The sequence below is a fragment of the Stenotrophomonas sp. YJH_SMC_37 genome (assembly GCF_059370035.1).
Window position 1 is genome coordinate 344,031 of sequence record NZ_JCAFTG010000003.1, and the last position, 11,714, is coordinate 355,744.

11 protein-coding genes are annotated in these 11,714 nt (G+C 67.0%); 10 read left to right on the top strand and 1 reads right to left on the bottom strand.

Going from position 1 to position 11,714, the window contains the following annotated elements; genetic code table 11:
- The first annotated feature begins 14 nt into the window (after window positions 1–14).
- From AC5P8J_RS06265 to AC5P8J_RS06305, 9 genes are all read left to right on the top strand, one after another.
- Window positions 15–1,373 carry a type II and III secretion system protein family protein gene (locus AC5P8J_RS06265; protein WP_019659960.1) on the top strand — a complete coding sequence of 453 codons (1,359 nt, stop codon included), beginning with the start codon at window positions 15–17 and terminating at the stop codon, window positions 1,371–1,373.
- Between the two features lie 27 nt (window positions 1,374–1,400).
- Window positions 1,401–2,657, top strand: coding sequence for a CpaE/TadZ family protein (locus AC5P8J_RS06270; RefSeq protein ID WP_019659961.1), 1,257 nt, complete (start codon window positions 1,401–1,403; stop codon window positions 2,655–2,657).
- On the top strand, window positions 2,642–3,991 hold the full coding sequence (locus tag AC5P8J_RS06275) for a TadA family conjugal transfer-associated ATPase (protein ID WP_019659962.1): 1,350 nt from the start codon (window positions 2,642–2,644) through the stop codon (window positions 3,989–3,991). The genes AC5P8J_RS06270 and AC5P8J_RS06275 overlap by 16 nt, the downstream gene beginning before the upstream one ends.
- A gap of 2 nt (window positions 3,992–3,993) precedes the next feature.
- Window positions 3,994–4,950 carry a type II secretion system F family protein gene (locus AC5P8J_RS06280; RefSeq protein ID WP_019659963.1) on the top strand — a complete coding sequence of 319 codons (957 nt, stop codon included), beginning with the start codon at window positions 3,994–3,996 and terminating at the stop codon, window positions 4,948–4,950.
- A 25-nt stretch (window positions 4,951–4,975) separates the two neighbouring features.
- Entirely contained in the window at window positions 4,976–5,911 is a 936-nt protein-coding gene (locus AC5P8J_RS06285) for a type II secretion system F family protein (RefSeq protein WP_495216704.1), read from the top strand.
- Window positions 5,911–6,801, top strand: a complete 891-nt coding sequence (locus AC5P8J_RS06290) for a tetratricopeptide repeat protein (protein WP_197575857.1) — start codon at window positions 5,911–5,913, stop codon at window positions 6,799–6,801. Before AC5P8J_RS06285 ends, AC5P8J_RS06290 begins: the two co-directional genes overlap by 1 nt.
- Window positions 6,798–7,256 carry a DUF3613 domain-containing protein gene (locus AC5P8J_RS06295; protein WP_155029726.1) on the top strand — a complete coding sequence of 153 codons (459 nt, stop codon included), beginning with the start codon at window positions 6,798–6,800 and terminating at the stop codon, window positions 7,254–7,256. The genes AC5P8J_RS06290 and AC5P8J_RS06295 overlap by 4 nt, the downstream gene beginning before the upstream one ends.
- An 8-nt stretch (window positions 7,257–7,264) precedes the next feature.
- The gene (locus AC5P8J_RS06300; protein ID WP_227853810.1) at window positions 7,265–9,418 is read left to right on the top strand and encodes a TadG family pilus assembly protein; all 2,154 of its coding nucleotides are present in this window, start codon (window positions 7,265–7,267) and stop codon (window positions 9,416–9,418) included.
- A 99-nt stretch (window positions 9,419–9,517) separates the two neighbouring features.
- Window positions 9,518–10,231, top strand: coding sequence for a DUF2968 domain-containing protein (locus tag AC5P8J_RS06305; RefSeq protein ID WP_019659968.1), 714 nt, complete (start codon window positions 9,518–9,520; stop codon window positions 10,229–10,231).
- 67 nt (window positions 10,232–10,298) lie between these two features.
- Here AC5P8J_RS06305 and AC5P8J_RS06310 read toward each other — a convergent pair whose 3' ends face one another.
- Complete coding sequence (locus AC5P8J_RS06310) at window positions 10,299–10,685, bottom strand: hypothetical protein (RefSeq protein WP_227853809.1); 387 nt, start codon at window positions 10,683–10,685, stop codon at window positions 10,299–10,301.
- 186 nt (window positions 10,686–10,871) lie between these two features.
- Between AC5P8J_RS06310 and AC5P8J_RS06315 the strand changes: the two genes are divergently transcribed.
- Entirely contained in the window at window positions 10,872–11,696 is an 825-nt protein-coding gene (locus AC5P8J_RS06315) for an alpha/beta fold hydrolase (RefSeq protein WP_227853808.1), read from the top strand.
- Window positions 11,697–11,714: the final 18 nt, after the last annotated feature.

Sequence of the window (11,714 nt, forward strand, 5' to 3'; positions counted from 1 at the left end):
CATCGAGCGCATCCATGACCGAACGTCGCCGCAGTCCACGCCCTTCCCCCCGCCAGCGCTGGCTGGCCCTGCTGCTGGTGCTGCTGGCACCGGCGACGAGCGTGGCCGCCGACGACCTGGTACTGCAGACGCGCGAGCAGCGCCCCTGGCCCCTGCCGGGTGACCTGGAGCGGGTGGCCATTGCCGACCCGGGCGTGGCCGATATCGTGATGCTGCGCGGCCAGCGCCAGGCACTGCTGGTCGGCAAGGCACCGGGCACCACCACGCTCCTGCTCTGGCACCGCAAGCAGGCCGAGCCACAGCGCCTGCAGGTGCGGGTACAAAGCGCGGTGCAGGGCGCGGCCGACGCGGGCGCGAACGGACTGGTGTTCACCCAGCAGGACAATCAGGGCCTGCTGCAGGGAAGCACCGACAGTGTGCTGTCGCACATGCAGGAACAGAAGACCGCCGCGATGGCCCTGGGCAAGGACGGACTGCTTGCCGACGCATCGACGGTAAGCAGCGGCGGCGTCGTGCAGGTTGAGGTCAAGGTGGTCGAATTCAACAAGACCGCTCTGAAGCAGATCGGCATCAGCTTCCAGAACCGCAATGGCAGCTTCGCCTACGGATTCGCCCGCCCGGGCGGCCAGCTGCCGGGCAACACCGGCATCCTGCCCGGCATGCAGGAAGGCAACTCCAGCAACGAAGCCGAATCGCCCATTTCTTCGGCGTTCCGCCTGGTGTTCGGCTCGACCAAGGGCCTGTGGAATGCCGACGTCGACCTGCTGCAGAGCAATGGCATGGCGCGCGTGCTGGCCGAACCTACCCTCGTCGCATTGTCCGGCCAGAGCGCCAGCTTCCTTGCCGGCGGCGAGCTGCCAATCCTGGAGCCGCAGGGGCTGGGCACCACCACGATCACCTACAAGCCCTTCGGCATCGGCCTGACCGTGACACCGACGGTACTGGCGCCGAACCGCATCGCCTTGAAAGTCGCGCCGGAAGCCAGCGACCTGGACTACAGCAACGCCATCGCGCTCAATGGCGTGCAGATTCCATCGATCACCACCCGCCGCGCCGACACCACGGTCGAGCTGGGCGATGGCGAGAGCTTCGTGATCGGTGGCCTGGTCAGTTCCAACGTGGTTTCCAGCGTCGGCAAGATTCCGCTGCTGGGTGACCTGCCGGTCATCGGCTCGTTCTTCCGCAACTTCGACTACAAGCGCCAGGACAAGGAGCTGGTGATCATCGTCACGCCACGCCTGGTGAAGCCGCTGGCCCGCAACACCGAACTGCCACTGCCCGGCGACCGCGAAGCCAAGCCGCACATGCCCGAATGGGGTGCCTGGCTGCTGGGTCCAATCAGCCAGGACCCGGTACCCGGCTTCTCACGCTGATTCCATGATGCCTGCGATACCACGCCCATGCCCTACGCCACTGCCCAGCCGCTGCATCCGCAAGGACCGCCGATGAACCTGGTCCTGTACGGAATGGATCGCGAACTGCTGCCCCGGCTGGCGGCCAAACTGCCGCCGACCACCACCCTGCACTGGCAGGACAGCAGCGCCCCGACCTCCGCCCAGGACCTGCACCGCGGGCCGCAGAACCTTGTGCTGCTCGACTTCCGCCCCGAGCATGCCGCCGCCTCCAGCGTGCTGGCGCAGCAACTGCAACAGACAGAACCGGACCTCGCACTGGTTGCCGTCGGTGCCACCAGTGCCGGACAGGTAGAGGGCGTCGTCATCGCACTGCGGGCGGGCCTGCGTGACGTACTGGACCTGGACAGCGACAACGCCGGTGTCGAGGCCGCACTGCGTCGTGCCCTGTCACCACGACCAGCTGCCGCCGCGCAGCACGCGCACAAGGCGCGCCTGATCGTCCTGCTGGGCGTGCGCGCCGGGGTCGGCACCAGTACGATGGCCGCGCACCTTTCGGTGCTGGCACAGCAGACCCGTGCGCTGGCACAGGGCGAGGCAGTGCAGCAGGACGGCCTGCTGATGGAACTGGCCCAGCCTTCGGGTGACCTTGCGCTGTACCTCAACCTGGACAGCCGCTTCCATTACGAAGACGCGCTGCGCAACGCCAGCCGCATCGACGCCACCCTCGCCCGCACGGCCATGGCCCGGCACGATTCCGGGCTGGTGCTGCTGGACCGCGCCAGCGGAAGCGACGCGGTGCCGCCGTCCGATCCGGGTGCGCTGCTGCAGCGCCTGCGCACCGTGTTCGCCAGCGTGCTGTGTGATGCCGGCGGTTGCCCGGTGCGCCAGCTGCCGCCGCTGCTGCTGGACCAAGCCGACGAGATCTGGCTGGTCACAGATGCCTCGATCGCCACGCTGGTGTCGCTCGATCAGGCACTGAAGCACCTTGCCGGGCAACGCGAACGCGAGAAGCGGCTGCAGCTGGTGATCAACCGCCACGATGACAGCAGCGGAATGAGCCCGGAGCAGATTGCGCGCCGCTTCGAGGTGCCCCTGCTGGCCACGCTTCCCGAGCGCCCCCGCGTGCGCCTGTCAGCGAGCCAGGGCCACCTGCTGCTGCAGGATGCGCCGCGTGACCCCTATCTGCGTGCCCTCGCCCCACTGGTTTCGCGCCTGGACCCGGCCGCTTGCCGGGTGCAGGCGCAGGGCCTGCGGGAAAGACTCTCCCTTGCCCTGGGTGGATCGCAATGGAAGACAAGGTAACCCCTTTCCCGCATGCCGTTGCCCGGCCGGTGCTGCCCGAAAGCACGCCGGGCCATCAGCCGTTCGCGCAGACCGAGCAGTACCAGAAGGTGCTGTCGGCAGCGCATGAGCACCTGCTCAACAGCATCGAGGACGAGCGCATCGACATCGATTCCTGGGCGCCCGACACCATCGCCCGCTGGGTGCAGGTGCAGACGGTGGGCTTCATCCAGGAGTGGCGCATCCCGATCAACGAAGAAGAGATGCAGGTGGTCGCCGACGGCCTGGTCAAGGAGCTGACCGGCTTTGGCCCGCTGGACGACCTGCTGCACGACCCGTCCATCGAAGACATCCTGATCAACGGTTTCAAGGATGTGCATGTTTCCCAGGGTGGCCAGCTCAAGCGGGCCACCCAGCGATTCACCGACGATACGCACCTGCTGCGCATCCTGCGACGTATCCTGGCCCCGCTCGGGCGCCGCCTGGATGACTCCAACCCGATGGTCGATGCGCGTTTGCCCAACGGCGGCCGTCTCAACGCGATCATCTCGCCGCTGGCCGTGGACGGACCGATGGTGTCCATCCGCAAGTTCCGCAAGGATCCATTCACTCCCGATGAACTGCTGGCCAAGGGCACCTTCGACGAACCGATGCACGCCCTGCTGAAGGCGATGGTGCTGGGCCGCTGCAACATCCTGGTATCCGGCGGCACCAGCTCCGGCAAGACCTCGCTGCTGAACGCCCTGGCCAGCTACGTCCCCGCGAACGAGCGCGTGATCACCGTCGAGGACACCGCAGAACTCTCGCTCAACCACCCGCATGTGGTCCGCCTGGAAAGCCGCATCGGTGGCGCCGAAGGCCATGGCGCGGTGAGCATCCGCGATCTGGTCCGCAACAGCCTGCGCATGCGCCCTGATCGCATCGTGGTGGGCGAGGTGCGTGGCGCCGAGGTGCTGGAAATGCTGCAGGCCATGAACACCGGCCACGACGGTTCGATGGCCACCATCCACGCCAATTCACCACGCGACTGCCTGTACCGGATCGAGATGCTTGCTGGATTTGCCGGCTTCCAGGGCAGCGAGGACAGCCTGCGCCGGCAGATCGCCAGTGCCATCGACTTCATCGTGCAGATCTCGCGCCTGGGCAGCGGCCGCCGCGTGCTGGTATCGATCACCGAGATCACCGGTGTCAGCGACAACCTGATCACCACCCAGGAAATGTTCCGCCACGAACTGCAGATCGACGGCAACGGCAAAGAGATTGATCGCTGGGTCGGGCTGGGCTTCCATCCACACTCGCACAAGCTGGAGCCGTTCCGCCAACAGCTGCGCGAATCGCTCTACGGAGACTTCTGAGCATGGGAACCGGCGCGCTGCTGGGCATGTTGAGCATCATCGCGGTGCTGCTGGCGCTGGCAGCCTGGCTGTGGGGCACGGCCAGCAGCCGTGAACAACGCCAGGTTTCAATGCGGCACGCCGAGCAGCAGCTTTCGCGCGGAAGCGCCACGGGCGGGGCACCCGCCGGGCCGTCCGTCACCGCTGCCAACGATCCGGCGCGGCCCGCCAGCACCGGGCGCCGCGTGCTGCCGCTGGATGGCCTGCTGCAGCGCGCAGGGCTGCAGACCGGCTGGAAAATCCCCATCATGCTGCTGGTACCGGGGCTGGTACTGTCGGTGGTAGCGATGGCGCGGCTGGGCACCGCGTGGATGTTTCCGCTGACCCTGCTGCTGTACCTGCTTGGCTGCTGGCTGTGGGTGATGCGGCGGACCACGAAGCTGCGTGCGCAACTGCTGCATCAGCTGCCGGACTTCCTCGACAACCTGGTGCGGCTGACTGCACTGGGCAACAGCCTGCAGGCCGCGTTCCAGGTTGCGTCGATGCAGACCAGCGCGCCGTTGCGCGGGCTGCTGGACACCACGGTGCGCTTTGCGCGCAGCGGCATGGAGTTGGACCGTGCACTCGCGCAGGCCGCGCAACCCTATCGCATGGAGGTGCTGAAGGTGTTGTCGGTGGTGATCGGTGTCAGCGTGCGCATCGGCGGGCGCTCCGACCAGATCCTGCAGCGCATGGGTGATTTCATGCGCGACCTGGAACAGGCGCAGCAGGAGCTTTCGGCGACGACCTCCGAGACACGCATGTCTGCGTGGGTGCTGGGCCTGCTGCCACCGGCCTGCGCGGTGCTGATGGCGATCGCCAGCCCGGACTTCTTCCAGCCGGTGCTGCACGATCCGCTTGGCCACAAGATCCTGCTGCTTGCACTGGGCATGGAGCTTGTCGGCGGCTTCCTGCTGTATCGCCTGGCCAAATCGCTATGAACCCCCGCCCCGCCGGAGACGACCGATGAGCGCCAGCGTCTGGTTCGCCCTCTCCCTGCTCGTGCTGGCTGCCGGCATCGCCCTGCTGGGTATCGGCGGCTGGATACGCAGCCATCGTGAGCAGCGTACAACGGCCACGTTGAAGACCGCCCTGCAGCCGCGCGAGACGTCCCGTGACACCGAACCTGCACGGCACGATTCGCTGGGCTGGCTCGAACGCTTCGGCCGTGCCCTCAGCGGCGGCCGCCTGGAAACGGCATTGCTGGCCAATGAAGATCGGCTGCTGTTGGATCTGGCCGGGTGGAACACCCGTCGCGGTACGGCCATCTACCTCGGCCTGCGCCTGCTGCTGGCCGTGCTGGTGCTGGCACTGGTGCTGACATTCAGCAGCGTCACCGGGCTGGCCAGGATCATGGTGATCATCGGTGCCTTGGCCGCTGGACTGCTGTTGCCCAAATTCGTTCTCTCTTCCTGGGTGAAGCGGCGCCGGCGTGCAGTCGAAACCGAGCTGCCGCTGCTGATCGACCTGCTGCGCCTGCTGCAGGGCGTAGGCTTCAGCATGGACCAGAGCCTGCAGACGCTCGGCGACAAGCTTCGCGATGCATTGCCGGTACTCGGCAGCGAACTTCAGGAGGCCAATGTCGCCTATACCCATGGCCGCACGCGCGCGCAGTCCCTGCGGCGGCTGAGCGAAGTCTATGCCGACGATGACCTGACCAGCCTGATGCAGCTGATCCTGCAGGTGCATGCCCATGGCGGTGCGGTGCAGGAGCCCCTGCGGCAGTTCAGCCTCCGCCTGCGCGAGCAGCGTCGCAACACGTTGAAGGAAAAGGTCGGCAAGCTCTCGGTGAAGATGACCGTGGTGATGATGCTGACCCTGCTGCCAGCGTTGATGCTGGTGCTCGCCGGGCCGGCGCTGGTCGCGCTGGCCACTACCCTGTCCAAGATGGGATCGCCCTGATGCCTGCCCTGCGCACCTCCTGCCTGCTGCTTGCCCTCGCTGCCATCACCAGTGGTTGTGGGTCGACCACGCCGAAGTACCTGCGCGCGCCCAGCCTGGCTGCGCCCGAACCGGCACCGCAGGACAGCCGCAATGCGTACCTGGAGTTGATCGAGCGCATGCAGCAGCAAGGCGCGTGGTATGCCTCGCTCGCCCACGTCGACGCCTTCCGCCAGCGTTACGGCGACCCGCCGGCATTGCGGCTGCTGCAGGCCGATGCGCTGCGAGAGACCGGCCAGGCCGATGCCGCGATCGCACTGTACCGCGCGCTTTCCAGCGGCCCCCAGGCCGCCGCAGCCGCGCATGGGCTCGGCCTGATCGCCGCGCGCCGAGACGACGACGCCGGCAGCGAGCAGGCGCTGGCGCGGGCAACCCAACTGCAACCGTTGAATACCAGCTATCTCGGCGATCTGGGCTATGCGAGGCTGCGCGCCGGGCAGTTCGAGCGCGCGCGCGAACCCTTGGCCAAGGCCCTGGAACTGTCCCCAGGCAATGCCAAGGCCACCGCCAACCTCGCCCTGTGGGCGGTGCTGCGTGGCGACACCGCCACCGCCGAGCGCCTCGCCCAGCAGGCCAACCTCAACAAGGACACCCGGCTCAGCATCCAGCAGCAGGCGGCGCAGATCCGGGCCCGCCTGCAGCAGCGCCAGGCCGCAGCGGCTGCTGCGGCGGTCGTGCCGCCCCCTGTGCGCGCTGTCGACAGCGACGCCGCCAACAACCCGCGCGGCGTCACGCGACTGGCGGCGGAACCGCGCCGCGACAGCCGCGACGAACGCGACCCACAGCGCCTGCCGCCCTCGATGCTGGAACGCTTCAGCGCCTCCGACCACCCGAACGGAAACACACCATGACCGCGACGCCCCTGGCCCGACGCCTGCTGCCCGCTCTGATCTGCCTGCTGCCGGCCGCCGCAGTGCAGGCGCAGCAACAGCCGCTCACCGGACAGATGCTTGGCGGCAGCACACCGGCAGCGCCGGCTGCGCAGCCGCTGCAGTCCGAGTCATTGCCCGCCGTGGACCTGGCGGCCCGGCCCGCACCAGTGCCGCAGGCGGCGCCTGCTGCAGTGGACATCACCGACGGCAACGCTGCAACCGCGCGACCCGGCCGCAGCCAGATCGGTGATACCGCGCGCAACCTGTTCCGCCTGCAGGCGTCCGGACAGCAGGCCGGGCAGCACCTGCCGATCCTCGGCGACCAGGCGACGCTGAGCTACGCACGCTACATGAAGAGCTTCGAACACGAGATCCCGGACTTTTTTGAGACCGATGTCGCCAAGTCCAAGGGATCATCCTCATCCGGACGCTGAGGTAGGCCATGAAACGCCCACGCCAGTTCAGTTTCAGCCGCGCACGGGGCGGCATGTCGATCACCATGATGCTGGTCATGCTGGCGTTGCTGGCGATGCTGGGCCTGATCGAGATCGGCTACCTGTTCTGGGCCAAGCGCGATGCGCAGAAAGTTGCTGATCTGGCCGCACTGGCCGGAGCGCAACGACTGGAGCTGTGCACCTCGGACAACAGCGACAACAGCGCTGCGCGGCACAGCGCACTCACCCAGAACACGTTCGAAGGGAGCCTGCAGATCCGCTGCGGCAACTGGAGCGCCAACCGCACCACCGCCAACCGCTTCGTCACCACCATCGATGCCAGCAACCCACGCAATGCCGTGCAGGTCGTCGCGCAGCGCAGCGTGCTGCCGTTCTTCGGGCAGAACACCACCCTGCCCACCGTCAGCGTGGAGGCCGTGGCCCGACGTTCCGAACCGACGGCCGTGTTTGCGGTGGGTTCACAGCTGCTGCGTGCCAACGGCGACTCGGTGCTGCTGTCAACCCTGCGCCTGGTCGGCCTGGATGTCACCAACGCCACCGTGCTGTCCTATGACGGCCTGGCGCAGGCCAACATCACGCCATCGGGCCTGCTCAAGGCGTTGAACATCCCGGTCAGCGCCAACCTCAGCGTGGCTGACTTCAACCGGCTTCTGTCGGTCAACAAGGTTTCGCTGGCGCAGCTGGTCGACGCCACCGCCACCGTGGTCGGCCGCGACTCCACGGTGGGCGTGCAGCTGCGCGCCCTGTCCGACCTGGTTGCCACCCAGCTGGACATCAACAAGCTCAACATCGTGCTGGGCAGCCAGTCCGGCGGCGGCGGCCTGTTCGCCGAAGTCGTCTCGCCCGACGGCACGGTCGGCAGTGCACTGGAGTCACAGATCAACGTGCTCAACCTGATCAACACTGCGATCTCCATCGCCAACGATGGCAACGGCGTGGCGGTCAAGGGGCTGGACCTGCTGGGCATCAAGATCCAGGCCGGCGTGGTCGAGCCGCCATCGATCGCCATCGGCGGTGTCGGCAGCCGCGCCTACAACGCGCAGGTAAGGCTGGTGGCAGACGTGGACAGCAACAACCTGTTCGCACTGGGGCCACTTCTGAACCTGCTGGGCACGCGCCTGCACCTGCCGCTGCATGTCGATGTCGCCAACGGAATGGGAACGCTGACCGGAATCCAGTGTGGCGCCAATCCACCCAGGGCCACCATCCAGGTGGATTCGTCGGTCCTGCGGGCCTGCGTTGGCAACGTCGATCCATCGCAGCGTTTCTCGAAGAACAATGTCTGCGACGCGACGCTGAACAACGAACAGCTGCTGAAACTGCTCGGACAACCCCTGATCAACGACAAGATCACGCTGCCGGCCCTGACCAGCTCGCAGAACCTCACCCTGGCCGCTGGCGAAACCGGCTCGACGCGCATCAATCCACTTGCTCTCGGCAACGCAGTATCCGACCTTGTCAATGAGCTGCTGCGCGTGCTGTCGGGCATGCTCAGTTCACCCAAGCAGGGCATGAGTGCCAACGACACAGCCAAGGCCCTGGCCGACCGTTACCTGCAGGCCACCTTCCCGCCGAACACCCGGTATGAGGTGGACAAGTTGATTCCACTGCTGCGCGATGGCGACGCCAGCCGGCAACTGGCCCCGCTCAACAGCTGGACCGTACCCGGAGGCCTGCCCTACGCCTGTGGCCTGCTGAACCTGTCCACCTGCCACAAGGACGGTCCGGTCTGGGATGCGTTCAAGGTGACGGTCACCGGTCAAGGACTGGGCGTGCTCGATGGACTGCTCGGCTCGCTGGTGGGCGGCCTGCTGATCAACCGCTGCGACAGCCTGCTGGGCAACCTGATCGACTACAACGGCTGCGTGCGCAACAACCTGGCCTCGTACATACAGACCGCGCCGGCCGGGTTCCTTGACGGCACCGGCGGCACCGGCGTCACCAACCCCGATGGCACGGTCAGCTGCAGTGGCCTGCTGTGCACGCTGCTGAAGCCGATCCTGTCCGCCTTGCGCCCGGTCCTCAACAGCGTCGGCACCTTGCTGACCAACCTGCTGGCCAGCGTGCTGGGCCTGGAGCTGGGGCGCACCGACGTCAACGTGCAGTCGATCCAGTGCAGCGCCGCACAGCTGGTCTACTGACCCGTGACGGGCGCCCTTGGCGGCGCCCGCGCACATGCTAGACTCCCGGCGGGGAACCACTTTCATCTCAACCCACACTCATCCGTGGATGGTCTAGACATGCGAGAAACTTCAGGGGGCGCGGTCTTCGCCCGGCGCGCGTACGGCGCGGCACTGCTGGCCGTGAGCATGATGCTGGTGGCACCAGCGGCGATGGCTGCCCGTGGCGACCGCGAAGCTGCCGCAGAGCCGGCCGCTCGTAGCGCACCGGTGGTGCGCAATACCGTTGACGAGCTCAAGCAGCTGATGGATGCCCGCCAGCTGACCGAGCTGCGCACCACCTACAACGGCAATTACGGCGCCAGCCTGCTGTTCAACGCCAACACCCTGACCTACTACGTCGCCCTGTTCCAGGAGAAGAATTTCTGGCGGGTGATCAAGACTGACGCCGTCGACAACGCCGAGCGTGTCTACCGCACCTTCGCGCAACAGTCCGAGCAGCTTGCCCAGGTCTACATCGACACCACCCGCCTGGAAGCCGGCAAGCGCTATACCGAGCGCCTGGTGGCCTACAACGAGGAACGCCTGCGCACCCTGCAGCAGGAAATGGAACAGCAGCAGGCGCAGTCGGCCCAGGTCAGCGCGGCCCTGCAGCAGGCCCAGCAGCAGGCAGTCAGCCTGAGCAGCGACGTGCAGAGCACGAACAGCCAGCTGGACGCCCTGCAGCGCCGCATCCAGATCCTGCAGGCCGAACAGGGCAACCCGGAGCTGAGCCTGCCCAAACCGGACAGCGTGCCCTCGCCGGCACCGGCGACGGCCAGCGACGGTCGCTGAGGTCCGGCACCTGGCATCTGCTCTCAACGGCGCCCTTGGGCGCCGTTGTCGTTTCTGGCACCTGGATTCAACGGCACGCGTCATGCACCGCATCATCCAGCTGCCGCCGCTGTACGAAGTCCAGGCGCTTGGCCTGGGCGAGCGCCTTCCCGCGTTGCTGCCGCGCGTGCTCACAGGCGGCGGGATCGGTGCTGATGGGTATCAGAGCGGCCCGCGCACGCCCCTGCTGCACCACACGCGGACGGCTTGAGGCCGAGCTCGCTGGCTTGGCCACGGTCGCACCTGTCGAAGGCGGCTCCGGCGGCACCTCCCAGCGCCATTGCGCACGCCCCTGGCACGGCGTCTGCTGGTAGACAGGATGCGGCCCGTCCACGCATTTGTAGACGTTGGTCCGGGCGTGCGCCGCCGTGGTCAGCAGCAGGCACACCCACAGGCTCCAGAACGCATTCGACATTGCAGGCTCCTCGACAGGGCAGCCGCCATCGTCAATGCCGGAACGGCTTCGTGCTAGAGCGGTATGCGTCACATCCGGCGCAATCCAGCACAGCCGTGCAAGTCGCCGCTCTGGCGCTGCGCTGTACTGCCGGAGGCTCCGGCATCCACGCCGGGGCCGTCCCTCCCTTCCGCCAAGGAAACCACAATGAGCAACTTCATCACCGTCGCCGACGGCGCCCGCATCTTCTACAAGGATTGGGGTACCGGCCAGCCGATCGTCTTCGCCCACGGCTGGCCGCTGTCTTCCGATGCCTGGGATCCGCAGATGCTGTTCATGGGCCAGAACGGCTTCCGCGTGGTCGCCCACGATCGCCGCAGCCACGGACGCTCCAGCCAGACCTGGAACGGCAACAACATGGACACCTATGCCGATGACCTGGCCGCGGTGATCGAAGCGCTGGACCTGAAGGACGCGATCCTGGTCGGCCATTCCACCGGCGGCGGTGAAGTGGCCCATTACATCGGCCGCCACGGCAGCGCGCGCGTGGCCAAGGTGGTCCTGGTCGGCGCGGTGCCGCCGCTGATGCTGAAGACCGATGCCAACCCCGCCGGCACCCCGCTGGAGGTCTTCGACGGCATCCGCAAGGGCACGGGCGGTGACCGCTCGCAGTTCTTCAAGGACCTGACCACACCGTTCTTCGGTGCCAACCGCGATGGCAACAACGTCACCCAGGGCATGCGCGATGCGTTCTGGCTGCAGGGCATGCTCGGTGGCGTCAAGGGCCAGTACGACTGCGTGCACGAATTCTCGGAAGTGGACTACACCGAGGACCTGAAGAAGATCGACGTGCCGGCGCTGGTCGTGCACGGCGATGACGACCAGATCGTGCCGTTCGATGCCTCGGCCAAGCTGTCCTCGCAGATCATCAAGGATGCCGAACTGAAGGTGTACGCCGGTGCGCCGCATGGCCTGACCATCACCCACGCCGACCAGTTCAACGCCGACCTGCTGGCGTTCGCGCGCAAATGATGTCCCGCGGTGGCGCCC